The sequence below is a fragment of the Kitasatospora azatica KCTC 9699 genome (assembly GCF_000744785.1).
GTDB classification, from domain to species: Bacteria; Actinomycetota; Actinomycetes; order Streptomycetales; family Streptomycetaceae; genus Kitasatospora; species Kitasatospora azatica.
Window position 1 is genome coordinate 3,487,823 of sequence record NZ_JQMO01000003.1, and the last position, 25,461, is coordinate 3,513,283.

Annotated in this window: 23 protein-coding genes and 1 tRNA gene; 20 read left to right on the forward strand and 4 right to left on the reverse strand. The window is 70.7% G+C overall.

Going from position 1 to position 25,461, the window contains the following annotated elements; genetic code table 11:
• Window positions 1–16 precede the first annotated feature (16 nt).
• The 8 genes from BR98_RS26120 (at window position 17) to BR98_RS26150 (ending at window position 9,437) form a co-directional block, all read left to right on the forward strand.
• A complete protein-coding gene (locus BR98_RS26120; protein ID WP_051970228.1) occupies window positions 17–1,645 on the forward strand; it encodes a PfaD family polyunsaturated fatty acid/polyketide biosynthesis protein in 1,629 nt (542 codons plus the stop codon).
• A complete protein-coding gene (locus BR98_RS26125; RefSeq protein ID WP_232247576.1) occupies window positions 1,642–3,405 on the forward strand; it encodes an acyl-CoA dehydrogenase family protein in 1,764 nt (587 codons plus the stop codon). The genes BR98_RS26120 and BR98_RS26125 overlap by 4 nt, the downstream gene beginning before the upstream one ends.
• A gap of 16 nt (window positions 3,406–3,421) precedes the next feature.
• Window positions 3,422–5,185 carry an acyl-CoA dehydrogenase family protein gene (locus tag BR98_RS26130; protein WP_035848091.1) on the forward strand — a complete coding sequence of 588 codons (1,764 nt, stop codon included), beginning with the start codon at window positions 3,422–3,424 and terminating at the stop codon, window positions 5,183–5,185.
• A gap of 25 nt (window positions 5,186–5,210) precedes the next feature.
• Entirely contained in the window at window positions 5,211–5,369 is a 159-nt protein-coding gene (locus tag BR98_RS39675) for a hypothetical protein (RefSeq protein WP_157537938.1), read from the forward strand.
• The gene (locus BR98_RS26135) at window positions 5,366–6,136 is read left to right on the forward strand and encodes a 4'-phosphopantetheinyl transferase family protein (RefSeq protein WP_232247582.1); all 771 of its coding nucleotides are present in this window, start codon (window positions 5,366–5,368) and stop codon (window positions 6,134–6,136) included. Before BR98_RS39675 ends, BR98_RS26135 begins: the two co-directional genes overlap by 4 nt.
• Before the next feature lie 77 nt (window positions 6,137–6,213).
• Complete coding sequence (locus BR98_RS26140) at window positions 6,214–7,509, forward strand: NAD(P)/FAD-dependent oxidoreductase (protein WP_035848093.1); 1,296 nt, start codon at window positions 6,214–6,216, stop codon at window positions 7,507–7,509.
• A gap of 48 nt (window positions 7,510–7,557) precedes the next feature.
• Window positions 7,558–7,977: a DUF3291 domain-containing protein gene (locus tag BR98_RS26145; protein WP_035848094.1), complete on the forward strand. Its 420-nt coding sequence runs from the start codon at window positions 7,558–7,560 to the stop codon at window positions 7,975–7,977.
• A gap of 32 nt (window positions 7,978–8,009) precedes the next feature.
• The gene (locus tag BR98_RS26150) at window positions 8,010–9,437 is read left to right on the forward strand and encodes an MFS transporter (protein ID WP_051970229.1); all 1,428 of its coding nucleotides are present in this window, start codon (window positions 8,010–8,012) and stop codon (window positions 9,435–9,437) included.
• Window positions 9,438–9,542: 105 nt separating this feature from the next.
• Here BR98_RS26150 and BR98_RS26155 read toward each other — a convergent pair whose 3' ends face one another.
• The gene (locus BR98_RS26155) at window positions 9,543–10,178 is read right to left on the reverse strand and encodes a MerR family transcriptional regulator (protein ID WP_035848097.1); all 636 of its coding nucleotides are present in this window, start codon (window positions 10,176–10,178) and stop codon (window positions 9,543–9,545) included.
• Between the two features lie 60 nt (window positions 10,179–10,238).
• On the opposite strand from BR98_RS26155, the gene BR98_RS26160 reads away from it, so the two are divergent.
• Window positions 10,239–11,279 carry a UDP-N-acetylmuramate dehydrogenase gene (locus BR98_RS26160; protein ID WP_035848099.1) on the forward strand — a complete coding sequence of 347 codons (1,041 nt, stop codon included), beginning with the start codon at window positions 10,239–10,241 and terminating at the stop codon, window positions 11,277–11,279.
• Here the strand turns inward: BR98_RS26160 and BR98_RS40540 are convergent.
• From BR98_RS40540 to BR98_RS26170, 3 genes are all read right to left on the reverse strand, one after another.
• Window positions 11,260–11,415, reverse strand: coding sequence for a hypothetical protein (locus tag BR98_RS40540; RefSeq protein ID WP_198042284.1), 156 nt, complete (start codon window positions 11,413–11,415; stop codon window positions 11,260–11,262). The genes BR98_RS26160 and BR98_RS40540 overlap by 20 nt on opposite strands.
• Window positions 11,416–11,421: 6 nt before the next feature.
• Complete coding sequence (locus tag BR98_RS26165) at window positions 11,422–12,459, reverse strand: adenosine deaminase (RefSeq protein WP_035848102.1); 1,038 nt, start codon at window positions 12,457–12,459, stop codon at window positions 11,422–11,424.
• Between the two features lie 96 nt (window positions 12,460–12,555).
• A complete protein-coding gene (locus BR98_RS26170) occupies window positions 12,556–13,794 on the reverse strand; it encodes a pyridoxal phosphate-dependent aminotransferase (RefSeq protein WP_035848104.1) in 1,239 nt (412 codons plus the stop codon).
• Between the two features lie 216 nt (window positions 13,795–14,010).
• Between BR98_RS26170 and BR98_RS26175 the strand changes: the two genes are divergently transcribed.
• From BR98_RS26175 to rpoB, 11 genes are all read left to right on the forward strand, one after another.
• Window positions 14,011–14,083: transfer RNA gene (locus tag BR98_RS26175), tRNA-Trp, on the forward strand.
• A 101-nt stretch (window positions 14,084–14,184) separates the two neighbouring features.
• Window positions 14,185–14,568, forward strand: coding sequence for a preprotein translocase subunit SecE (gene secE / locus BR98_RS42635; protein WP_051970230.1), 384 nt, complete (start codon window positions 14,185–14,187; stop codon window positions 14,566–14,568).
• A 184-nt stretch (window positions 14,569–14,752) separates the two neighbouring features.
• Window positions 14,753–15,649 (forward strand): transcription termination/antitermination protein NusG, encoded by an 897-nt coding sequence (gene nusG, locus BR98_RS26185; RefSeq protein ID WP_083976995.1) that lies wholly within the window; start codon window positions 14,753–14,755, stop codon window positions 15,647–15,649.
• Between the two features lie 194 nt (window positions 15,650–15,843).
• Window positions 15,844–16,278, forward strand: a complete 435-nt coding sequence (gene rplK / locus BR98_RS26190; RefSeq protein WP_035848107.1) for a 50S ribosomal protein L11 — start codon at window positions 15,844–15,846, stop codon at window positions 16,276–16,278.
• Window positions 16,279–16,350: 72 nt separating this feature from the next.
• On the forward strand, window positions 16,351–17,073 hold the full coding sequence (gene rplA, locus BR98_RS26195) for a 50S ribosomal protein L1 (RefSeq protein ID WP_035848110.1): 723 nt from the start codon (window positions 16,351–16,353) through the stop codon (window positions 17,071–17,073).
• Window positions 17,074–17,225: 152 nt separating this feature from the next.
• Window positions 17,226–18,101: a LolA-like protein gene (locus BR98_RS26200; protein WP_035848112.1), complete on the forward strand. Its 876-nt coding sequence runs from the start codon at window positions 17,226–17,228 to the stop codon at window positions 18,099–18,101.
• Between the two features lie 23 nt (window positions 18,102–18,124).
• Window positions 18,125–19,063, forward strand: coding sequence for a hypothetical protein (locus BR98_RS26205; RefSeq protein ID WP_051970231.1), 939 nt, complete (start codon window positions 18,125–18,127; stop codon window positions 19,061–19,063).
• A gap of 50 nt (window positions 19,064–19,113) precedes the next feature.
• Window positions 19,114–19,968: a hypothetical protein gene (locus BR98_RS26210; RefSeq protein ID WP_157537939.1), complete on the forward strand. Its 855-nt coding sequence runs from the start codon at window positions 19,114–19,116 to the stop codon at window positions 19,966–19,968.
• A 351-nt stretch (window positions 19,969–20,319) separates the two neighbouring features.
• Window positions 20,320–20,886, forward strand: a complete 567-nt coding sequence (gene rplJ, locus BR98_RS26215; RefSeq protein ID WP_035848116.1) for a 50S ribosomal protein L10 — start codon at window positions 20,320–20,322, stop codon at window positions 20,884–20,886.
• Window positions 20,887–20,977: 91 nt separating this feature from the next.
• Complete coding sequence (rplL, locus tag BR98_RS26220; RefSeq protein WP_035848118.1) at window positions 20,978–21,361, forward strand: 50S ribosomal protein L7/L12; 384 nt, start codon at window positions 20,978–20,980, stop codon at window positions 21,359–21,361.
• A gap of 588 nt (window positions 21,362–21,949) precedes the next feature.
• A complete protein-coding gene (gene rpoB / locus BR98_RS26225) occupies window positions 21,950–25,426 on the forward strand; it encodes a DNA-directed RNA polymerase subunit beta (protein WP_035848120.1) in 3,477 nt (1,158 codons plus the stop codon).
• The last annotated feature ends 35 nt before the right edge of the window (window positions 25,427–25,461 follow it).

Below are 25,461 nucleotides of genomic sequence, written 5' to 3' on the forward strand. Positions count from 1 at the left end.
GGGGACGACTACCGCCATGACCAACCCGCCCACGCCACTGCACTGGCAGGGGGCCACGTATCCGAGCACCGATCCGGCCGGTGTCTACCAGGTACTGGCCGAGCTCGAACGCCCCTGCTTCATCGTCCGCACCCCGCACGGCATCGGCGCGGCCTCCGGCGGCCAGGTCCGACCGGGCGCCGGCGCCCCGGCCGGCAGCCTGCCGCTGCTCGCCGCCGCCGCGCCGCTGCCCCCGCACCGACTCGGCTCGGCCGCCTTCCTGAGCGCCCACGGGGTGCGCCAGCCGTACCTGGCCGGTGCGATGGCCGGCGGCATCGCCTCCGCCGAGCTGGTGATCGCGCTGGCCAGGGAGGGGTTCCTGGCCTCCTACGGCGCCGCCGGACTGCTGCCGGAGACCATCGAGAAGGCCTTGGAGCGGTTCGCCGCGCAGATCCCCGGCCTGCCGTTCGCGGTCAACCTGATCCACAGCCCGAGTGAGGAGCGCCTGGAGCGCGAGGCAGTCGAGCTCTTCCTCAAGCACCAGGTGCGCTGCGTGGAGGCCTCCGCCTTCATGGCGCTCAGCCCGCACATCGTCCGCTACCGGCTGGCCGGGCTGCGCCAGGGCGCCGACGGCCGGCCGGTGGCCGAGCACCGGGTGATCGCCAAGATCTCCCGGACCGAGACCGCCGAGCGCTTCATGCGCCCGGCCCCGGCAGCACTGGTCAGCGAGCTGTTGAGCAAGCGCTTGATCACCCCGGTCCAGGCCGAGCTGGCCAAGTACGTCCCGATGGCCGACGACATCACGGTGGAGGCCGACTCCGGCGGCCACACCGACCGACGGCCGCTGCCCGCCCTGCTGCCCAGCATCCTGCGGCTGCGAGACGCCGTGCAGCGCGAGCACCGCTACCCGGTGCCGATCCGGGTCGGCGCGGCCGGCGGCCTCGGCAGCCCGGTGGCGCTGGCGGCGGCCTTCGCGATGGGCGCGGCCTACGTGGTGACCGGCTCGGTCAACCAGTCCTGCGTCGAGTCCGGCGCCTCGAAGGCGACCAAGGCCCTGCTCGCCGAGGCCGGCATCGCCGACTGCGAGATGGCCCCGGCCGCCGACATGTTCGAGATGGGGGTGGAGCTGCAGGTCCTCAAGAAGGGCACGCTCTTCCCGATGCGGGCCAAGCGGCTCTACGAGCTGTACCAGGCGTACGAGTCGCTGGAGGCGATCCCGCAGGAGGACCGGGCCCGGCTGGAGGCGCAGCTCTTCCGGCGCCCGCTGGCCGAGGTCTGGCAGGAGTGCGTCGGCTACTTCCAGCGGCGCGACCCCGAGCAGCTGGCCCGCGCGGCCGACAACCCCAAGCGGCGGATGGCCCTGGTCTTCCGCTGGTACCTGGGGATGTCCTCGCGCTGGTCCACCACCGGAGACCCGGACCGCACCCTGGACTACCAGATCTGGTGCGGCCCGGCGATGGGCAGCTTCAACGACTGGGTGACGGCCAGCTACCTCAAGGCCCCGGGCAACCGCCGGGTGGCCGAGGTGGCCCACCACCTGATGCGCGGCGCGGCCTTCCACACCCGGCTGGCCGCCCTGCGCACCGCCGGCGTCCACATCCCCGCGGCCGCCGGCGACTACCGCCCGGTCCCGCTGGAGGCCGGCACCCTGGCAGGTGCGCTGTGACGGCCGCCGTATCCGTCAGCACCGAGGTGGAGGCGACCGCAGCGGAGGCCACGGCAGCGGAGGCCACGGCGGCGGACGTCACGGCAGCGGAGGTCACCGCGAAGGCCGCCGCGCTCGAACTGCTGCTCGGCGACCCGGAGGACGACGGCAACCCGTACGGCTTCGCGGCCGCCGCCCGGCGCGACGAGCGCGAGGAGTTCCCGACCGAGTACGCGGCGGTGCTGCGCGAGGCCGGGTTCCACCTGGACTACCTGCCGGCCGAGTGGGGCGGCGGCTTCGAGTCCTTCGACCGCAGCCTGCAACTGGTCCGCACGGCCGCCCGCCGGGACCTGAACGCGATGCCGGCCACCATGTTCGGCATCACCGCCGCCACCTGTCTGCGCCTGCACGGCTCACCCGAGCAGCAGGCCCGCGCCGCCGCCGTCCTGCGCCGCGGCGGCGCGGTGGGCTTCGCGCTCTCCGAGGCGGCGCACGGCAGCGACCTGCTGGCCAACGCCGTCCGGCTGGCGCCCGACGGCGACGGCTACCGGCTGGACGGCACCAAGTGGATGGTGGGCCTGGGCCACCGCTGCGAGGCGCTCTACCTGGTGGCCCGCACCGGGGAGCGCGGCCCGGGCGCCTTCTCGGCCGTCCTGATCGACACCGCCGACCTGGACCGCGGAGAGGAGGTCCGCACCAGCGGCATGCGCGGGATCGACTTCGCACACCTGGCGTTCGACCAACTGCCGGTGGCCCAGGGCGATCTGGTGGGCCGGCCGGGCGAGGCGCTGGAGGTCGCCGTCAAGGCCCAGCAGGTGGTCCGGGTGATGAGCACGGCCGGCAGTCTCGGCATCGCCGACACCGCGCTGCGGCTGACCCTCGGTTTCGCCGCCGAGCGCCGGATCGGCCGCACCGCACTGCTCGACACCCCGTACCAGCGCCGCGAACTGGCGCTGGCCTCGGCCGCCCTGCTGGCCGCCGACGCGGTCGCACTCGCGGCCGCGCGCGGCATCCACGTGGTCCCCGAGCAGTTCAGCGTCTGGGGCTGCGCGGCCAAGCACGTGGTCGCCGAGGCGGTGGACGACGTGCTCGACCGCTGCGCCGGTACCCTCGCCACCCGCTCGGTGCTGCGCGCCGAGGGCCCGGGCGGCGGCCTCTTCCAGAAGCTGCGCCGCGACGCCGACCTGGTGCGGGTGGTGGACACCAGTCCGCTGGCCAACCTGCGCTCGTTCAGCGGCCAACTGCCCTCCCTGGCCGGGGCGATCGGCGACCAGCAGGCGCTGCGCAGCGCTTTCGCGCTGGACGCGCCGCTGCCGCCCTACAACCCGTCCCGACTCGACCTCACCGCCCGTGGCCGCGAGCTGGTCACCGGCGAGCTTAAACTCACCGCCGAGCCGGCGGCCCGCGAGCTGACCGCCGCCGGTGCCCCGGCGGTGGCCGCCATGGTCGAGCAACTGCTCGCCGACATCGCCGGGTTGCCGACCACCCCGCAGGTCGGACTGCAACAGGTCGACCTGGCCGAGCGGTTCGCCTGGCTGCACGCCGCCGCGGCCTGCCTGCAGCTGTGGTGGGCCAACCGCCACCTGCCACTGTTCGGCGCCGAGCCCGCCGCCCCCGGCTGGCTCGGGGCCTGCCTGGGCTACCTGCTGGCCCGGGCCGACCAGGCCTCGCCCCGGCGCGCCGCCGGGGCCGCCGCCGAGGCGCTGGAGCTGGTCCTCGGCCTGCGCGCGGACCACCGGCTCTTCTCCGCCCTGCCCGTCCCGCTCGCCCGCCCCTGCTGACAGACCTGGAGAGGCCGTGCCGTACCAAGAACTCGCCAAACTTGCCGCGGAGTTGGAGGAACACCTCGGGCACCCGCACGACCCGGCGAGCCGGATGCCGTATCTGCGGATCCTCGACCACGACGAGCGCGAGGAGTACCCGTACCCCTTCGTCAACCTGCTCCAGCGCTGGGGCGTGCACGAGTACAACATCCCCGAGGCGCAGGGCGGCCGGGCCGGCGACGTGGAGACCGGCTTCCAGCTGCTGCGCCTGATCGCCCGCCGCGACCCGACCACCGCGACCGCGCTGATCATCACCAGCCTGGCCTTCATGCCGGCCTGGATCGCCGGCAGCACCGAGCAGAAGCAGTACCTCTCCGACGCCATGAAGCAGGGCAGCCGCTACGCCTGGGGCCTGTCCGAGCGGGAGCACGGCAGCGACGTGCTGGCCAACGAGATGTCCGCCGAGAAGGTCCCGGGGGGCTACCTGCTCAGCGGCGAGAAGTGGCTGATCGGCAACGCCCGGGTGGCCGACGGGCTGGTCCTGTTCGCCCGGACCAGGCCCGCCGGCGGACCGGCCGGCTACTCGGTCTTCCTGCTGGAGAAGCGCCGCACCCCGGCCGGCAGCGTGGACGAGCTGCCCAACGAACGGCTGCACGGACTACGGGCGTTGGACATGAGCGGGGTCCGGCTGGACCGCGTCTTCGTGCCCGACGCGGCGCTGATCGGCGCCGAGGGCGCCGGCCTGGAGATCGCCCTGCAGACCTCGCAGGTGGCCCGCACCCTGATCGGCTCGATCGCGCTGTCCGCGGTGGACACCGCGCTGCGGGTCACCCTCGACTTCACCGAGCAGCGGGTGATCTTCAATCAGAAGGTCAGCGACATCCCGTACTCCCGCCGCCAGTTGACCGAGAGCTTCGCCGACCTGATGGTGGCCGACGCGGTCAGCCTCGGCGCGGTGCGCAGCCTGCAGCTGGTGCCCGAGCAGACCAGCGTCTGGTCCTCGGTGGTGAAGTACTTCGTCCCCACCCTGCTGGAACGCACCATGTCCCAGCTGAACATCGTCCTCGGCGCCCGCTTCTACCTGCGCGACACCGAGCACTACGGCATCCACCAGAAGATGCTCCGCGACCTGCTGGTGGCCAACTTCGCCGACGGCAACACCGTGGTCAACCTGAAGAACCTCGCGCTGCAGCTGGACGGCCTGCTGAGCTCGGCGCGGGAGCCCGACGCCGACGCGGTCGCCGAGGCCGAGCAGCGGGTCCGGGTGCTCTACGGCCCGGACCAGCCGCTGCCGCTCTACCGCCCGTGGGACCAGGAGCTGTTCAGTCGCGGCCGGGACGACGCGCTGCTCGCGGCCCCCGCCGCGCTGGACGAGCTGCGCCGGCGGGCCACCGAGGCCGCCGAGCCGCAGCGCGGCTGGCTGGTCCAGTCGGCCGAACTGGCCGAGGAGTTGCTCGACCAGGTCGGCGCGGTGCGGGAACGCTGCCAGGCGCTCAAGGCGGACCTCGGCCGGGCCTACGGGCAGAGCGCCGAACTCTTCGACCTGGCCAAGGAGTACTGCCTGCTGCACGCCGTCGCCGCCTGCCTGCACGCCCACCTGCACGCCTCGCTCGGCGAGCCCTTCCCCAACGGCGCGCTGCTGCTGCTCCAGCTGGAACGGCTGCGCCGCCAGTGGCACCCGCACGAGGCGGTCACCGACAGCGCGGTGGTGGACGAGGTGATGGGGGTGCTGCGCCGGCTCCACCAGGAGGACCGGCTCTTCTCCTACGGGCAGTTCCAACTCGCCCGCCGCAGCTGACGATCCGTCATCAAGGAGTCCGGACATGGCGAAGCCGATCTGCCCCCGCTGTACCGCCGCCACCCCCGTGCTCGACCCCGACCTGCAACTCTGCCCCGACTGCTGCGAGCAGTTGCGCCACCAGCTGACCGGCTGGCTGATGCACCTGGTCGGCCTGGCCGTACTCGCCCGGGAGCCGCGATGACCGACAGCACGATGACCGACCGCGCGATGACCGACCGCGAGCCGACCGACAGCACGATCACCGACCGCGAACCGACCGACAGCCACCTGTGGCTGCTGCCCGAGCACGCCGTGGACGGCTTCGCCGCCCGGCACGGCGGCCGGCAACTGCTCAGCCAGGCCGAGCAGGCCCTGCTGGACCGCCGCCGCACCCCGGGCGCCCGCCGCCGGTACCTGGGCGCCCGGGTGCTCTCCCGCTACGCGCTGAGTGCCCGCTCGGGTCGTCCGCTCAGCGCCTGGCAGTTCCGCACCGGCGCGGACGGCCGCCCGGAACCGGCCGAGCCCGCCGACGGGCTGCGCTTCAACCTCTCGCACACCGACGGCCTGATCGCCTGCCTGGTCACCCACCGGGTGGCCTGCGGGGTGGACGTGGAGCCCTCGCCGGCCGGCCGGGACGCGGTGCGCTACCTGCCGCGCTTCCTGGCCGACGCCGAGCGGGCGGTGCTGGCTGCTGCCGAGCCGCCGGAGCTGGCCCGCACCCTGGCCGCGTACTGGGTGCTCAAGGAGGCCTACCTCAAGGCCCGGGGCACCGGACTGCGCCGGGACCTGGCCGAGTTCGCCTTCTCGGCGCCCGGCCGCGGCCCGATCCGACTGGACGACCCGGCCGACCCGCCCGCCGTCAACGCCGCCTGGAAGTTCGAACTCCTCTACCCCGAACCGGGGTTCGTGCTGGCCGCCGCCGTCGAGAACGGCCGTGGCGGGCGCCTGCACCGCACCGTCCTGAGCTGACCGCACCGAGTTGACCGCACCGTACCGAGCTGACCGCACCGAGCTGACCGCACCGCACTGAGCCAAGGAGCCAAGCTATGTCCACCGCCCCCAAGCCGCGGGTCGCCGTGATCGGCGCCGGCGTGGCCGGCATCTCCGCCGCGTACAAGCTGCGCGAGCACGCCGAAATCACCCTCTTCGAGCAGGACGACCGGCTCGGCGGCCACGCCAACACCATCGAGGTCGAGGACGCCGGCCGCACCCTGGGCATCGACACCGCCTTCGTCGTGATGAACCGCCCCAGCTACCCCAACTTCAGCCGCTTCCTGGACGAGTTGGGCGTCGCGACCAAGGAGCACGCCGGCGGCTTCAACTTCTTCGACCTGGACACCGGCCTGCAGTACGGCACCGACGAGATGAACCTGCCCGAGGAGGAGGTGGCGGCCCGTTACCCGGCCGAGTTCGGGACCATCTGGCGCGAGGCCCGCCGCTTCCACGCCGAGGGCCGCAAGGACTTCTTCCGCAAGCGCACCGACCTGCCGCTGGGGGAGTACCTGGACCGCGGCGGCTACAGCGAGGAGTTCCGCTACGGCTACGTGATCCTGCTCTGCACCGCGGTCTGGTCGGTTCCGGCCGAGCTGATCTGGGAGATGCCGGCCACCACCGTGATCGCCTTCTTCATGGCGCACGACGAGGGCGGCCTCGGCGGTCAGCGGGTGGACTGGCGTACCGTCAGCGGCGGTTCGATCTCCTACGTGCGGGCCGCGATCGCCGCGATCGACCCGAAGCTGCGGCTCTCCCAGCCGGTGATCGGGGTGCGCGAGGAGGCCGACGGGGTCAGCGTGGCCACCACCGCCGGGACCGAGCAGTTCGACTACGCGGTGCTCGCCACCCACGGCGACCAGGCCCGCGCGCTGCTCACCGACCCCAACGAGGTGCAGCGCCGCACGCTGGCCGCCATCCGCTACAACGCCTCCCTCGCGGTGCTCCACACCGACCCCGCCGCGATGCCCGGCGACCGTTCCCGCTGGGAGAGTTGGAACTACGGCAAGGTCGAGGTGGACGGCCGCACCCGCCCGTACGTGGCGTACTACATGAACAAGCTGCACGGCTTCGAGTCCGCCACCGACTACTTCGTCACCCTGGACTACCCGCGTGAGCTGCGCGAGGAGCTGGTGATCCGTGAACTGCGCTACGAGCACCCGGTGATCGACCTGGACCTGCGCACCCTGCAGCAGACCATCTACCAGGTCAACGAGGGCACCCGGATCAAGCTCTGCGGCTCCTACTTCCACTCCAAGCAGCTGCACCACGACCAGATCGGCTCGCACGAGGCCGCCTTCTCCTCCGGACTTGACGCAGCACAGAATCTCCTTCGCGCGATCGGCGCCTAGGTGTACTATGGATAGTGTCAGGTTCCACTATCGATTGAAGGTGGCGCCGTGCCCACGCTTCCCTGGGTCACTCCCAACCCGCCCCGACCGCAGACCACCAGCGCCCTGGTGATGGCCTCCAGGCTGGAGGTCCGCTCGTTCAGGGACGTTCCCCGGTTCTTCCTCAAGTCCCTGGTCGCCTGGCGGCAGGTGAAGACGGCCCCCGGTGCGCTCGGCGCCTCGCTGGTCGCCCAGCCGCTCAAGCGCACCTTCTGGACCCTCTCCGCCTGGGAGAGCCGCGAGGACCTCTACACCTACGCCAAGACCGAACCGCACAAGACCGTGATGACCTCGCTGCGCTCCACCATGCAGCAGTCGGTCTTCACCTTCTGGGAGGTCCCCGTCGGGGAGCTCCCGATCCGCTGGCCCGACGCCCGCGCCCGGCTCGCCGAGCAGCAGCGCGCCGACGCCGCCGGCACCGAGGCCTGAGTTACCGTCAACTCCCTTGAAGGGGAACCGCTATGCCGTCGTCCGATCGCAAGGCGCCGCTGTGGCTGGTGATCGTCGCGTGCAGCGTGCCCATGTTCATGGTGGCGCTGGACAACCTGGTCGTCTCCACCGCGCTGCACACCCTGGCCGTCGACCTGAAGGCCAACACCAGGGACCTCCAGTGGTTCGTCAACGCCTACGTGCTCAGCTTCTCCTGCCTGCTGCTGATCGGCGCGGCCCTCGGTGACCGCTTCGGGCGCCGGCGGATCTTCGTCATCGGCATCACCGTCTTCACCCTGGCCTCGATCTCCTGCGGTCTGGCGACCACCAGCGGCGAGCTGATCGCCTCCCGGGTGGTGCAGGGCTTCGGCGCGGCGGCGGTCATGCCGCTCTCGCTCACCCTGCTCTCGCAGGCGGTCCCGGAGAAGATGCGCAGCCTGGCGCTCGGACTCTGGGGTGCGGTCAGCGGGCTGGCCATCGCGCTCGGCCCGGTGGTCGGCGGCGCGGTGGTGGACGGGCTGGCCTGGCAGTGGATCTTCTGGATCAACGTCCCGGTCGGCATCCTCGCGGTGCCGCTGATCCTCAAGGTGGTCAAGGAGAGCAAGGGCGAGCGGGTCGGCCTCGACCTGGTCGGCATGCTGCTCGCCGCGGCCGGCCTGCTCGCGGTGGTCTGGGGCATCGTCAACGGCAGCACCGACGGCTGGACCGACGGCCGGATCGTCGGGGCCTTCGCCGCCGGCGCGGCGCTGCTCGCGGCCTTCGTCGCCTGGGAGCGCCGGGTCGAGCACCCGCTGCTGCCGCTCGGCTTCTACCGGATCCGCGCCTTCACGCTGACCAACATCGTCTCCGCCTCGATGTACTTCGGGGTCTTCGGCTCGATCTTCTTCCTCTCCCAGTACCTGCAGATCGCCCCGGTCCGCACCCCGCTGCAGGCCGGCCTGCTCACCCTGGCCTGGACCCTGATGCCGATGTTCATCGCCCCGGTGGCCGGCGCGATCACCGACCGGGTCGGCGGCGGGCGGCTGATGGCGCTCGGCCTCTTCCTCCAGGCCGGCGGCCTGGCCTGGATCAACCTCCAGGCCACCAGCAACACGCCGTACTCGCACCTGGTCGGCGCGATGATCCTGGCCGGCGCCGGGATGGGCTTCGCGATCGCGCCGACCGCCGCGGTGGTGCTCGGCGCGGTCGGCCCCGAGCACCGCGGCAAGGCCTCCGGTGCCAACACCACGGTCCGGGAGATCGGCGGCGCGCTCGGCATCGCGGTGCTGAGCAGCGTCTTCCTGGCCCACGGCAGTGCGGCGAGCGCGGGCGACTTCGTCCGCGGCCTGCACCCGGCCGTCTGGGTCGGGGTCGGCGTGGTGGTCTTCGGCGGGCTCTGCGCCCTGTTCATCCCGCACCGGCCGCCGGTCCGCGAGGAGACCGAGCCCGCCGACACCGAGGAGGTGCTGGCGGGGGTCTGATCACGGCCGAACGGGCCGGAACACGACCGAGTGGGCGCGGCGCCCAGGGGAAGACACTCTCCCCGGGCGCCGCGCCCATTCACACGTCCGGCTCACATGTCCGGCTCACACGTCCGGCGCCTCGAAGATCCGGTGCGAGGCGTCGGACTGCGCCAGCCGCCGCATCGCCCCGATCAGCGCATCCCCCAGCACGGTGCCCAGCACCGCCCCCTCCACTTTGCTGTCCACGCCCTCGCGCCGCCCGATCACGCCCAGCTCGGCCTTGGAGAGCTGCTCGGCGGCGGTCGCGTAGTCGTCCAACACCTCCAGCAGGTCCTCCTGCCCGAGGTCGCGGAAGGTCACCACCAGCTGGGTGAGCGCCTGGCGGGCCGGGTTCTCCGGCTTCACCGTCCAGCCGCGCCGGACCACCAGCTCGCTCACCAGCGCCTCGGCCTGCTCCCAGGACTCGGTGTCGCCGGCCGTCACGTGCGGGGTGACCGCGGCCTGCGCCACGCCCAGCACCTCGTGCAGCCCGGTGCTCGGCTCGTCGACCGCGCCCAGCACCTCGCGGGTGGCGGCCACCGAGAGCTTGCCCACCTCGGTCATCGCACGCACCAGCTTCAGCCGGTGCAGGTGCTTCTCCCCGTACTGGGCCTGGTTGTGGCTGGTCAGCTCGCCGCCCGGGAGCAGGCCCTCGCGCAGGTAGTACTTGATCGTGGGCACCGGCACCCCGGTCCGCTTGCTCAGCTCTCCGATGCGCATATGGATAGCATACGTCTCCATTTGCGATCGGACCCGCCGCCCGCCGTATACCGTGGTCGGGTGCACGTGACCGAGAACGCCCCCCTCGCCCCGCTGACCACCCTGCGCCTCGGCGGCCCCGCGCGCCGGCTGGTGACCGCGCGGACCGACGAGGAGGTGGTCGCCGCCGTCCGCGCCGCCGACGCGGCCGGCGAGCCGCTGCTGGTCCTCGGCGGCGGCAGCAACCTGGTGATCGGCGACGCCGGCTTCGACGGCACCGTCCTGCGGATCGCCACCACCGGCTTCGCCCTGGACGGCACCAGCCTGGAGCTGGCCGCCGGCGAGGTCTGGGCCGAGGCGGTCGCCCGCACCGTGGACGCGGGTCTGGCCGGCATCGAGTTCCTGGCCGGCGTCCCCGGCTCGGCCGGCGCCACCCCGGTGCAGAACGTCGGCGCCTACGGCCAGGAGGTCGCCCAGAGCATCACCGAGGTCACCGCCTACGACCGCGGCACCGGGCAGACGGTCACCCTCGCCAACGCCGACTGCGCCTTCTCCTACCGGCACAGCCGCTTCAAGGCCGAGCCCGACCGCTGGGTGGTGCTCCGGGTCCGCTTCGCGCTGACCGACGCGGCCGGTGGCTCCAGCCCGATCCGCTACCCCGAGGTGGCCAAGGCCCTGGGCACCGTCGCCGACGAGCGGGTCGACCTGCGGACGGCCTACGAAACGGTGCTCGCGCTGCGCGCCGGCAAGGGCATGGTGCTGGACGAGACCGACCACGACACCTGGTCGGCCGGCTCCTTCTTCACCAACCCGATCCTCACCCCCGAGCAGTACCAGGCCTTCCTGGCCCGGCTCGGCGAGCTGACGGCCCCCGCCTACCCCGCCCCCGACGGCCACACCAAGACCTCGGCCGCCTGGCTGATCGACAAGGCCGGCTTCGGCAAGGGCTACGGCAACGGCCCGGCCACCCTGTCCACCAAGCACACCCTGGCGCTGACCAACCGCGGCCGGGCCACCACCGCCGACCTGCTCGCCCTGGCCCGCGAGATCCGGGCCGGAGTGCACGCCGCCTTCGGCGTCGAGCTGGTCAACGAGCCGGTCTTCATCGGCGTCGAGCTCTGACCGCCCAGACCGCACCGACCACCACGATCAACAGGACCAGCAGCACGATCCACAGGGCCGTGCTGCCGCCGCTCCCGCTGGAGCCGGAGTACCAGTGATGGTGGGTCACATGATGGGTGGTGTGATGTCTGCTCATGAGGCGTCAGCTTGGCACGGCGACCAACCAGGCGTCGATATCGCCCAGCAGTTCCTTGCGGACCCCCTCCGGAGCCCGCGAGCCGCGCACCGACTGCCGGGCCAGTTCGGCCAGCTCCTGGTCCGAGAAACCGTGCACCTCCCGGGCCGAGCGGTACTGCGCCGCCAGCCGGGAGCCGAAGAGCAGCGGGTCGTCCGCGCCGAGCGCCAGCGGCACCCCGGCCTCGAAGAGGGTGCGCAGCGGCACCGCGTCGGCCTTCTCGTAGACGCCCAGTGAGACGTTGGAGGCCGGGCAGACCTCGCAGGTGATCTGGCGGTCCGCCAGCCGCTGCAGCAGCCGCGGGTCCTCCGCGGACCGCACCCCGTGCCCGATCCGGCCGGCCCCCAGGTCGTCCAGGCAGTCCCGGACCGACTCCGGCCCGGCCAGCTCACCGCCGTGCGGCGCGGCCAGCAGCCCACCCTTGCGGGCGATCTCGAAGGCCCGGTCGAAGTCCCGGGCCAGCCCGCGCCGCTCGTCGTTGGAGAGCCCGAAGCCCACCACCCCCTGGTCCGCGTACCGCACCGCGAGCCGGGCCAGTGTCCGCGCGTCCATCGGGGACTTCATCCGGTTGGCGGCCACCAGGACCCGGATCCCCACCCCGGTCGCCGCCGAGGCCTCCCGGACCGCGTCCAGGATCAGTTCCAGCGCTGGGATCAGCCCGCCCAGCCGCGGCGCGTAGGAGGTCGGGTCGACCTGGATCTCCAGCCAGCGCGAGCCGTCCGCCACCTCGTCCTCGGCGGTCTCCCGGACCAGCCGGCGGATGTCCTGCTCGTCGCGCAGCACCGAGCGCGCGGTGTCGTACAGCCGCTGGAACCGGAACCAGCCGCGCTCGTCGGTGGCGCGCAACCTGGGGGGCCGACCGGAACTCAGCGCCTCGGGCAGCTTCACCCGGTGCTTCTCGGCCAGCTCCAGCAGCGTGGCGGGGCGCATCGATCCGGTGAAGTGCAGGTGCAGATGGGCCTTCGGCAGCGCCCTGACGTCTCGCTGAAGTGGCGGGTGTTCCATCCACGAATCCTGCCGCATCCACCCCCGAAAGGGGAACCGCCCCTTTCTTATCCCTCGATAGGGTGAAAGGGGCGGTTCCGGAAAGCTGACGGGAGGTCAGTCCTGCGCCTCCGCGAGCAGCTTCTGCATCCGCGCCACGCCCTCGACCAGGTCGGCGTCGCCCAGCGCGTAGGACAGCCGCAGGTAGCCCGGGGTGCCGAAGGCCTCGCCCGGCACCACCGCGACCTCGACCTCGTCCAGGATCAGCGCGGCCAGCTCACTGGAGCTCTGCGGCCGCTTGCCGCGGATCTCCTTGCCCAGCAGCGCCTTGACCGACGGGTAGACGTAGAACGCGCCCAGCGGCTCGGGGCAGTACACGCCCTCGATCTCGTTGAGCATCCGCACGATGGTCTGGCGGCGCCGGTCGAAGGCCACCCTCATCTCGTCCACCGCCGACAGGTCGCCGCTGACGGCGGCCAGCGCGGCCCGCTGCGCCACGTTGCTGACGTTGCTGGTGGCGTGCGACTGCAGGTTGGCGGCGGCGGCCACCACGTCCTTGGGGCCGATCATCCACCCGACCCGCCAGCCGGTCATCGCGTAGGTCTTGGCCACCCCGTTGACCACGATGCACTTGTCGGCCAGCTCGGGCAGCAGCGCGGGCAGCGAGGTGAAGGTCGCGTCGCCGTAGACCAGGTGCTGGTAGATCTCGTCGGTCAGCACCCACAGGCCGTGCTCCAGCGCCCAGCGGCCGATCGCCTCGGCCTCGGCCTGGGTGTAGACCGAGCCGGTCGGGTTGGACGGCGAGACGAAGAGCACCACCTTGGTGTTCTCGGTGCGGGCCGCCTCCAGCTGCTCCACCGAGACCTTGTAGTCGGTGGTCTCGTCGGCCACCACCTCGACCGGGACACCGCCCGCGAGCTGGATCGACTCGGGGTAGGTGGTCCAGTAGGGGGCCGGCACGATGACCTCGTCGCCCGGGTCCAGGATCGCCGCGAAGGCCTCGTAGATCGCCTGCTTGCCGCCGTTGGTCACCAGCACCTGGGAGGCGTCGACCTGGTAGCCGGAGTCCCGCAGGGTCTTCGCCGCGATGGCCGCCTTGAGCTCGGGCAGGCCGCCGGCCGGGGTGTACCGGTGGTTCTTCGGGTCCCGGCAGGCCTCGACGGCCGCCTCGACGATGTAGTCCGGGGTCGGGAAGTCCGGCTCGCCGGCGCCGAAGCCGATCACGGGGCGGCCGGCCGCCTTGAGGGCCTTGGCCTTGGCGTCGACAGCGAGGGTGGCGGACTCCGCGATGCCGCCGATCCGGGCGGAGACCCGGCGGTCGGCGGGGCGGACGTTGGCGGGGGTGGAAGCGCTCATAGGTGCATGGTCGCAGAACCGGGATCCCGGGTGCGTGCTGGTTTCACCATCCGTACGGCTCAGGTCCACCAGGTGAAGAGGTTCGACCAAACGCCGCCGAACCCGTACACTCACTGATCGACGGCCTCAGCCGCACCGCGACGACCAGAAGCGTTCACCACGCAGTCGGTCGGATGCGGTAGGTTGTGTGACGTTCCAAGCGCCGCAAGGCGCTGGAGGGCACTAGCTCAATTGGTAGAGCACCGGTCTCCAAAACCGGCGGTTGGGGGTTCAAGTCCCTCGTGCCCTGCTCCTCGTTCCACGTCCAGCCCGTTCGCTCAAACAGAGCGAGCGGGCTTGATGCGGAGAGGGACCCGACCAGCATCAGCGACCGGATTCAGGTGAGGACGAGTGACGGAGACCACGGGCTCCACCGCAACGCCTGAGAGCGGCAACCCCGAGGGTGCCGAGGACGCGGCGCCGGTCGACGGTGCCGCCGAGGGCACCACGGCCGAGAGTGAGAAGAACCTCTCGCGGCGCGAGCGCAAGCGCGCCAACAAGCAGGCCGGCGACGGCGGCAAGCCGTCGGGCAAGCGCGCCAAGCGTGGCCTGTTCTCCCGCATCGGCCTCTACTACCGGCAGATCATCGCCGAGCTGCGCAAGGTCGTCTGGCCGACCCGCAGCGAGCTGATGAACTACACCAGCGTCGTGGTGGTCTTCGTGGTCGTCATGATCGGCCTGGTGGCGACCCTGGACTGGGGCTTCGCCAAGGCCAGCTTCTGGATCTTCGGCTGATCCTGCCGGACAGCCCCAGCACTACCTCACCGACCCGGGTCGGCCCCTCTGCAGCACCAACGGGGGACCGCCCGGGTCGAGCTGTCGGCACCGACCGGACAAGCCCGCTACCGTTGACTCGGTACTGTTGAGGCTTGCCCACAGCCGTACCCATCTCCACATCTCCAGGAAAGAAGCAGCCACCGTGTCTGAGTCCCCCCTGTACGACGCCGACGAGACCGTCCGCGAGGCGGATGCGGATGTCGCCGCCGAGCTGGATGCGGCTGAGGCTGCCGACCCCGAGGACGCCGAGCAGATCACCGACGGCGTGGACAGCGACGAGGACGAGGTCGAGGCGGCCGACCAGGCCGAGGCCGGCGTGCCCGCCGAGGAGGCCGCGCTGCACGAGGTGAGCGACGAGGAGTCGGCCGCCACCGAGGCACTCGAGGAGACCGAGGCCGAGGCCGAGGCCGTCGAGGAGCCTGCGGAGGAGGAGGTCGACCCGGTCGCCAAGTTCCGCGAGGAACTGCGCTTCATGCCGGGCGAGTGGTACGTGATCCACACCTACGCCGGCTACGAGAACCGGGTGAAGCAGAACCTGGAGCAGCGCGCCGTCTCGCTCAACGTCGAGGAGTACATCTTCCAGGCCGAGGTGCCGCAGGAAGAGGTCGTCCAGATCAAGAACGGCGACCGCAAGACGATCCGGCAGAACAAGCTCCCCGGCTACGTGCTGGTCCGCCTCGACCTGACCCCCGAGTCGTGGAACGTGGTCCGCAACACCCCGGGTGTCACCGGCTTCGTCGGCAACGCCTACGACCCGTACCCGCTGACCCTGGACGAGGTCGTCAAGATGCTGGCCCCCGACGTGGAGCGCGCGGCGGCCAAGGAGGCCGGCAAGCCCTCCCCGGTCAAGCCGAGCGAGATCCAGGTGCTCGACTTCGAGGTCGGCGACTCGGTCACCGTCACCGACGGTCCGTTCGCCACCCTGCAGGCGACCATCAACGAGATCAACCCGGACTCGAAGAAGGTCAAGGGCCTGGTCGAGATCTTCGGCCGCGAGACCCCGGTCGAGCTGTCGTTCGACCAGATCCAGAAGAACTAGCACAGCCGGAAGAACTGGCACAGCCGGAAGAACCGAGTTTCCCGAAGCTTTCGGGGGCGGGGCCCAGGCCTCGCCCCCGGTCTCGTTTTGGCCGGGCGGCGCATCCGCGTTAGCCTGGTCCGCTGTGTGTACTCTCGCCCGGGTGTCGCCCCGGAGTCGTACACACGTCCATCGAAGGAAGGACCCGGAGAGACATGCCTCCCAAGAAGAAGAAGGTCACGGGGCTTATCAAGCTCCAGATCAACGCCGGCGCGGCCAACCCGGCGCCGCCGGTCGGCCCCGCGCTGGGTCAGCACGGCGTCAACATCATGGAGTTCTGCAAGGCCTACAACGCCGCGACCGAGTCGCAGCGTGGCATGGTCGTGCCGGTGGAGATCACGGTCTACGAGGACCGCTCCTTCACCTTCATCACCAAGACTCCGCCGGCCGCGCGCCTCATCCTGAAGGCCGCGGGCGTGGAGAAGGGCTCCGGCGAGCCGCACAAGACCAAGGTCGCCAAGCTGACCTCGGCCCAGGTGCGCGAGATCGCCACCACCAAGCTCCCCGACCTGAACGCCAACGACCTGGACGCCGCGGAGAAGATCATCGCGGGTACCGCCCGGTCCATGGGCATCACCGTCGAGGGCTGAAGTCCTTCTTTCCCGCAGTGGTAGGGCCCAGCGCGGCCCGTACACCACGACTCCAAGAAATCAGGAGCAGCAGTGAAGCGCAGCAAGGCTCTCAAGGCCGCGGACCTCAAGGTCGACCGCGACCGCCTGTACGCCCCGCTCGAGGCCATCCGCCTCGCCCGGGAGACCTCCACCAGCAAGTTCGACGCGACCGTCGAGGTTGCCATGCGTCTGGGTGTCGACCCGCGCAAGGCCGACCAGATGGTCCGCAGCACCGTCAACCTGCCGCACGGTACCGGTAAGACCGCCCGGGTCCTGGTCTTCGCGACCGGCGACCGTGCCGCGGCTGCGGAGGCTGCGGGCGCCGACATCGTCGGCTCCGACGAGCTCATCGACGAGGTGGCCAAGGGTCGTCTGGACTTCGACGCCGTCGTCGCCACCCCGGACCTCATGGGCAAGGTCGGCCGCCTCGGCCGCGTGCTCGGCCCGCGTGGTCTGATGCCGAACCCGAAGACCGGCACCGTCACCCCGGACGTGGCGAAGGCTGTCACGGACATCAAGGGCGGCAAGATCGAGTTCCGCGTGGACAAGCACTCGAACCTGCACTTCATCATCGGTAAGGCCTCCTTCACCGACGAGCAGCTGGTCGAGAACTACGCCGCGGCGCTGGACGAGGTCCTGCGGGCCAAGCCGTCCGCCGCCAAGGGTCGCTACATCAAGAAGACCGCGATCTCCACCACGATCGGCCCCGGCATCCAGGTGGACCCGAACCGCACCCGCAACCTCCTCGTCGAGGAGGACCCGGCTGCGGTCTGACCTCACCTGGTCTGACGCACCGTCAAGGCCCGCACTCCTTCCGGGAGTGCGGGCCTTCGTCATGCCTGCGCGGAACCGAAAACGGTGGCGGAGGTGTCCCAGCTCTCGGCTAGAGTCCGCTCTGATCATCGGAACACTACGGGGGAGCACCCATGCGGATCACCCGCATCGTCACCACCATGACCGCCGCCACCCTGCTCGTCGGCGCCCTGGCCGCCTGCGGCAGCAGCGCGAGCAAGGCCTCGTCCAGCGCCGCGGGAGGTGCCGCCAGCGGGGCGGCCGGCGCGCCCGCCGCCGGGCTCGGCGGGGACCCGAAGACCGAGCTGCTCGCGGCCGCCGCGGTGATGCAGAAGGCCGGCAGCGCCAAGCTCACCGTCAGCTCTCCCGGGACCACCAGCAACGACGGCAGCGGCGTCTACGCCTGGGGCAGCAAGCCCCGACTGGACCTCGCCGAGCAGGGCACCGGCGGTACGGCGATGAAGATCCGGGTGGTGGACGACGCGGTCTACCTCGGCGTCCCGGACGCCCAGGTCGCCGCGGCCGGCGGCAAGCACTGGGTGAAGCTGCCCAGCGGCTCGGGCGCCGGCGGCGGCATGGGCGCCAGCTTCCAGGCACTGGCCCTGATGCTCGACCCGGCCGCCCAGCTGACCGTCGCGGCCCAGAACGGCACCCTCAAGAAGGTCGGCGCCGAGACCGTGGACGGCGCCCAGACCCAGCACTACCAGAGCACCATGCCGACCGAGACCCTGGTGAAGAGCGTTCCCAACCTCTCCGCCGAGCAGCGCACCGCCGTGCTGGGCGTGCTGAAGGAGGACGGCTCCACGGTCGTCTCGGACTTCTGGCTGAACAGCAAGCGCCAGCTGGTCCAGCAGAAGGAGGACGGCGCGGACGGCGCGAGCCCGAGCAGCGGCGGTGCGACCTCCACCAAGTACTCCGACTTCGGCGTCCAGGTGAACGTCGCCACCCCGGCCGCCACCGACCTGGCCGACCCGAGCGAGGCGCTCAAGCTGCTCGGCAACCTCAACTGACACGTCCGAGGGGGACCCACCGCATGAACACCACCCGCACGCTCGCCGCCGCCACCGCGGTGCTCGCACTGGCCGTCGGCGCCACCGCCTGCGGCCCCGCGGACAAGCCCAAGGCGCCCGAGGCCGCCGCCGGCTCGGCGGCCGCGGCCGCCTCGTCCGCGCCGGCGGCCGGCCGGTCCCCGGCCGCCGCCACCCCGGCCGCCTTCCTGCAGAAGGCCGGCACCAAGACCGGCGCGGCCAAGTCGGCCAGGGTGACCGAGTCCATCAAGAACGGCAGCACGGAGATCACCGGCAAGGGCAGCATCTCCTGGGCCAACGGCATCCTCGGCACCATGACCATGCAGCTGCCCTCCGCCGCCGCCCAGAAGATGGGCACCGACGGCGCGATGGACGCCGTCTACGGCAGCGACGCGATGTACATCAACATGCACATGCCCCAGGCCGCGCTGGACCAGCTGGGCGGCAAGCACTGGTTCAAGTACGCCTACGCGGACCTGTCCAAGGTGATGGGCGCGTCGGGCGACGTCATCAAGGACGGCCTGAAGAAGGCCGACCCGGTCCAGGCGGTGCAGACCGCGATCGCCTCCGGCCAGGTGACCGAGGTGGGCAAGGAGTCGGTCGACGGCGCCCCGGCCACCCACTACGCGGCGGAGGTGACGACCGCCCAGCTCGACGGGACCCAGGGCGGCGCACTGAGCGCCGACCAGCTCGCCGGCCTGCGCAAGCAGCTGGAGAGCCAGGGCATCAGCACCACGCACTACGACGTCTGGGTCAACGACCAGGACCTGCTGGTCAAGGTGCGGGACACGGCTGACACCAAGAACGGCCCGCTGGACGTCACGATCAGCTACTCCGACTACGGCGTGCAGGTCCAGCCCACCCCGCCGCCGGCCGCCGACACGGCCGACGCCGCCGAGCTGATCGCCAAGGCCAAGCAGTCCGGGCAGCCCGCCGCGAGCTGAGCCGCCGGCCCATGACACTCTGAATCGACGGACCGAACCGGGAGGCGAGCGTGGCAGGGCGGCAGCGGGTGTGGGGTGCGGCACTGGCCGCGGTCACGCTGATCGGCGCCCTGACGGCCTGCGGTGGCGGGGGCGGCGGGCCCGATCCGGTGCGGCCCTCGCCCCCGCCGGTCGCCTCCCCGTCGCCCTCGGCGGCCAAGCCGACCGACCGCTCCCCGAAGGGCGTGCTGCTCTCGGCCGGCCAGCTGCTGGAGACCGCCCGCCGGGCCAGGCTCAGCTACCGCTTCGACACCCCGGACGGCCACAGCGACGGCGCGGACGGGATGCTCTTCTGGGCGCCCCGGACGATCATGAAGCTGATCAAGACCACCCCGGGCGCCACCGACCAGCTGATCGTCATGGACACCGTCAGCTACCGGGGCGGCGACGCGGCGACCGCGGCCCGGCTCGGCGGCCGGCACTGGGAGAAGTCCGCCGAGGTGACCGGCCCGGACGGCCGCAAGGAGACCCCGTTCGCCCCGCTGGTGGACCAGCTCAACCCGCTGCAGGCGGTCACTGCTGCGGCCGGCGCCGCCGACCTGCGGCTGCTGGGCGAGGAGAGGATCGGCGAGGCGACCGTGGAGCACTACACCGCGACCCTCCCGGTGGCCGAGTACGTCGCCGCCCAGCAGGACCTGCTCACCGCCGACCGCCGTGAGCAGCTGGCGGGCGCGCTCGGCCGGGGCGGGGTGAGCACGCTCACCGTGGACCTCTGGCTGAACGACAAGGACCAGCTGGTCCAGCTGCACCGCACCGGCTCGGGCAGCGGCGGGGACCTGGACCAGCTGGTCCAGTACAGCGACTGGGGCGGCCCGCTGGCCGTCCAGGCCCCGGCCGAGAACGACACCCGTCAGGCCGGGCAGTAGCGACACGCAGGAACCAGGCCCGTCATGTCCGATTTGGTGTTCGCGCCCTCTTGACCGTACTGTGGGGGCTGCCAAAGACCGCTGGTTGTCGTGTCGTGCCCTCGGGCTCGTCCGACCGAAGGATCTGCGCTTCGTCGCAGGCAGCCCGCGCAGGAGTGTTTGGAGCTTGGACTTCCGGTTCGCGTGACTCGTCATGCGCCCGTCGAGGTCTTCTTGAAGCCCCGTGCGCCTGCGCACCGGGGCTCTTTTCGTTCCCCGTGCGAGCTTCCCTTCCGTCCCGTGGTCCCAGGCGCCGTAGGTCGACTTTCCCTGGTCGGCCGACCTCGACATCACGGAAGGAGGCGTAAGCCTATGGCCAGGCCTGACAAGGCTGCTGCCGTTGCGGAGATCGCGGACAAGTTCCGTTCCTCCAACGCGGCCGTGCTGACCGAGTACCGCGGTCTGACGGTGAAGCAGGTCAAGACCCTGCGTCGCTCGCTGGGCGCGAACGCCCAGTACTCCGTGGTGAAGAACACGCTGACCAAGATCGCGGCCAACGAGGCCGGGATCACCGAGCTCGACGACCAGTTCAACGGTCCGACGGCTGTCGCCTTCGTCACCGGTGACCCGGTGGAGTCGGCGAAGGCTCTGCGTGACTTCGCCAAGGAGAACCCCGCTCTCATCATCAAGGGCGGTGTCCTTGACGGTAAGGCACTGACCGCCGATGAGATCAAGAAGCTCGCGGACCTCGAGTCCCGCGAGGTGCTGCTCGCCAAGCTGGCGGGTGCCCTGAAGGCCAAGCCCTCCCAGGCTGCCGCGCTCTTCCAGGCCCTGCCCTCGAAGCTCGTCCGCACCGTGGACGCGCTTCGCGAGAAGAAGGCCGAGCAGGGCGGTGCCGGTACGCCGGCTCCCGCCGCCGAGGACGCTGCCGCGGAGTAATCCGCGGGGTCCAGTGCCCTCGCAGCGGGCCCGCGCCCGCCAATCCCGTACATACCGGCACCACCTGCCGATTTAGTGGAAGGACGCCATCATGGCGAAGCTGTCCCAGGACGAGCTGCTCGAGGTCTTCGCTGAGATGACCCTCATCGAGATCTCCGAGTTCGTTAAGGCGTTCGAGGAGAAGTTCGACGTCACCGCCGCCGCCCCGGTCGCCGTCGCCGGCGTTGCCGGTCCGGCCGCCGTTGCCGAGGCCGTCGAGGAGCAGGACGAGTTCGACGTCATCCTCGATGGCCCGGGCGACAAGAAGATCCAGGTCATCAAGGAGGTGCGCACCCTGACCTCCCTCGGCCTGAAGGAGGCCAAGGACCTCGTTGACACCGCCGGTGCGGTTGTCCTGGAGAAGGTCACCAAGGAGGCCGCCGAGAAGGCCAAGGCCGCCCTCGAGGGTGCCGGCGCCAAGGTCACCGTCAAGTGACGTTGAGCTTCTGAGCTCACTCTTCGGGCCGGGCCGGCCACCCCTCGCGGGGTGGCCGGCCCGGCCTGTTCGCGTTCGTGGGCTTTGTCAGTCAGCGCAGGTAAGGTGATCACCGCTGTAACGCCCCGGGCCCCGGTGGCGATAGACAGTGCGAGGTCCAGCCACCGGCCGGGCCTTGACGAACGGCATCCGGCGCGCGATTCTCGAGGCGCGCGCCGATACCGCGAGAGCGGTTGGCCGTTAGTTTGGGTGGCCCCCGGATGCATAACCGGGGCCCGCGGCGGGAAATGACTCCACGTGAGTCGCGGTGCCGGCCTCCTGGGAGGTGGGGCACCGCAGTAGTGCGCACGGTCACAGGCCGTGCGAGCGGTACGGGCAGTATGCGACGGAGGGAGCGTCCGATTCGGTCTCCGAATCAGGACTGGACAGCAGTGTGGCATTTGGCTACACTGTCCCTTTGCGCTGCCTGTTAGCTGCTCCGTGACTCGTCGCCCGGAGTGTGCGCTGCCCTGACCTGGGAATTCTCCCTCGGCAAGGCCCGGCCGGTACGCGCGTAGTGAGCTCCGAGCCCTCGGAAGGACCCCCCTCTTGGCCGCGCCGCGCAACGCCTCGAACACATCCGCCGCATCCACCGCCCCGCTCCGCGTCTCCTTCGCGAAGATCAAGGAGCCCCTCGAGGTCCCGAACCTCCTGGCCCTGCAGACCGAGAGCTTTGACTGGCTGCTCGGCAACGCGGCCTGGAAGTCCCGGGTCGAGGCGGCCCTGGAGAGTGGTCAGGACGTCCCCACCAAGTCCGGTCTGGAGGAGATCTTCGAAGAGATCTCCCCGATCGAGGACTTCAGTGGGTCGATGTCGCTGACCTTCCGCGACCACCGTTTCGAGCCGCCGAAGAACTCTATTGACGAGTGCAAGGACCGCGACTTCACGTACGCGGCTCCGCTCTTCGTCACGGCCGAGTTCACCAACAACGAGACCGGTGAGATCAAGTCTCAGACGGTCTTCATGGGCGACTTCCCGCTCATGACCCACAAGGGCACGTTCGTGATCAACGGCACCGAGCGTGTCGTCGTCTCGCAGCTGGTCCGTTCCCCGGGTGTGTACTTCGACTCCACCTTGGACAAGGTGTCCGACAAGGACATCTACTCCTGCAAGGTCATCCCCTCGCGTGGTGCCTGGCTGGAGATGGAGATCGACAAGCGCGACATGGTCGGTGTCCGCATCGACCGCAAGCGCAAGCAGTCGGTCACCGTGCTGCTCAAGGCCCTCGGCTGGACCAACGAGATGATTCTCGAGGAGTTCGGCGAGTACGAGTCGATGCGCGCCACCCTGGAGAAGGACCACACCCAGGGCCAGGACGACGCGCTGCTGGACATCTACCGCAAGCTGCGTCCGGGCGAGCCGCCGACCCGTGAGGCCGCGCAGACCCTGCTCGAGAACCTCTACTTCAACCCGAAGCGCTACGACCTCGCGAAGGTCGGCCGCTACAAGGTCAACCGCAAGCTGGGCAACGCCGAGTCGCTGGACTCCGGCGTGCTCACCGAGCCCGACATCATCGGTGCGATCAAGTACCTGGTGAAGCTGCACGCGGGCGAGACCGAGTGGCGTGACGACGAGGGCCGCGACATCGTGGTCGAGGTCGACGACATCGACCACTTCGGCAACCGTCGCCTGCGCAACGTCGGCGAGCTCATCCAGAACCAGGTCCGTACCGGCCTGGCCCGGATGGAGCGCGTCGTCCGCGAGCGGATGACCACGCAGGACGTCGAGGCGATCACGCCGCAGACCCTGATCAACATCCGGCCGGTCGTCGCCTCCATCAAGGAGTTCTTCGGCACCAGCCAGCTGTCCCAGTTCATGGACCAGACGAACCCGCTGTCGGGCCTGACCCACAAGCGTCGTCTGTCCGCGCTGGGCCCCGGTGGTCTGTCCCGTGAGCGGGCCGGCTTCGAGGTCCGTGACGTGCACCCCTCGCACTACGGCCGCATGTGTCCGATCGAGACCCCGGAAGGCCCGAACATCGGTCTGATCGGGTCGCTGGCCTCGTACGGCCGGGTCAACGCCTTCGGCTTCATCGAGACCCCGTACCGCAAGGTCGTCGAGGGCATCGTCACCGAGCAGGTGGACTACCTGACCGCTGACGAGGAGGACCGCTACGTCATCGCCCAGGCCAACGCGCCGCTGACCGATGACCTGCACTTCGCCGAGCCGCGTGTCCTGGTCCGCCGCCGTGGCGGCGAGATCGACTACATCCCGGGCACCGAGATCGACTACATGGACGTCTCGCCGCGCCAGATGGTGTCGGTCGCGACCGCCATGATCCCGTTCCTCGAGCACGACGACGCCAACCGCGCGCTCATGGGCTCGAACATGATGCGTCAGGCGGTGCCGCTGCTGAAGAGCGAGGCTCCGCTGGTCGGCACCGGCATGGAGTACCGCTGCGCCGTCGACGCCGCGGACGTCATCACCGCCGAGAAGGCCGGTGTGGTCCAGGAGGTCTCGGCCGACTACGTCACCGTCGCCAACGACGACGGCACGTACAACACCTACCGGGCCGCCAAGTTCACCCGCTCCAACCAGGGCACCGCCTTCAACCAGAAGGTGCTCGTGGACGAGGGCGCCCGGGTCGAGGCCGGCCAGGTGCTGGCCGACGGCCCGTGCACCGACGAGGGCGAGATGGCGCTGGGCAAGAACCTGCTCGTCGCCTTCATGTCCTGGGAGGGTCACAACTACGAGGACGCGATCATCCTGTCGCAGCGCCTCGTGCAGGACGACGTCCTCTCCTCGATCCACATCGAGGAGCACGAGGTCGACGCCCGTGACACCAAGCTGGGCCCCGAGGAGATCACCCGGGACATCCCGAACGTCTCCGAGGAGGTCCTCGCCGACCTCGACGAGCGCGGCATCATCCGGATCGGTGCGGACGTCGTCACCGGCGACATCCTGGTCGGCAAGGTCACGCCCAAGGGTGAGACCGAGCTGACCCCGGAGGAGCGCCTGCTCCGCGCGATCTTCGGTGAGAAGGCCCGTGAGGTCCGCGACACCTCGCTGAAGGTGCCGCACGGTGAGTCCGGCAAGGTCATCGGCGTCCGCGTCTTCGACCGCGAAGAGGGCGACGAGCTGCCCCCGGGCGTGAACCAGCTGGTCCGCGTCTACGTGGCCCAGAAGCGCAAGATCACCAACGGTGACAAGCTGGCCGGCCGTCACGGCAACAAGGGTGTCATCTCCAAGATCCTTCCGGTCGAGGACATGCCGTTCCTCGAGGACGGCACCCCGGTCGACATCATCCTCAACCCGCTGGGTGTCCCGTCCCGAATGAACCCGGGACAGGTCCTGGAGATCCACCTCGGCTGGCTCGCCCAGCAGGGTTGGGACGTCTCCGGTCTGGCCGACGAGTGGGCCCGTCGCCTGCAGGCGATCGGCGCGGACAAGGTCGAGGGCGGCACCAACCTCGCCACCCCGGTCTTCGACGGCGCCCGCGAGGACGAGATCACCGGTCTGCTGGACCACACCACCCTCACCCGTGACGGTGAGCGCCTGGTGAACTCCACCGGTAAGGCCCGGCTGTTCGACGGTCGCTCCGGCGAGCCGTTCCCGATGCCGATCTCGGTCGGCTACATGTACATCCTCAAGCTGCACCACCTGGTCGACGACAAGCTGCACGCCCGTTCGACCGGCCCGTACTCGATGATCACCCAGCAGCCGCTGGGTGGTAAGGCGCAGTTCGGTGGTCAGCGCTTCGGTGAGATGGAGGTGTGGGCCCTTGAGGCGTACGGCGCGGCCTACGCGCTGCAGGAGCTGCTCACCATCAAGTCGGACGACGTCCTGGGCCGCGTGAAGGTCTACGAGGCGATCGTCAAGGGCGAGAACATCCCCGAGCCGGGCATTCCCGAGTCCTTCAAGGTGCTCATCAAGGAAATGCAGTCGCTCTGCCTCAACGTGGAGGTGCTGTCCTCGGACGGCTCCAACATCGAGCTGCGGGACTCCGACGAGGATGTCTTCCGTGCCGCCGAGGAGCTCGGTATTGACCTGTCCCGGCGCGAGCCGAGCAGCGTCGAAGAGGTCTGACGGAGGTTAGGGCCGGCTGGTACCGCCCCAAGGCG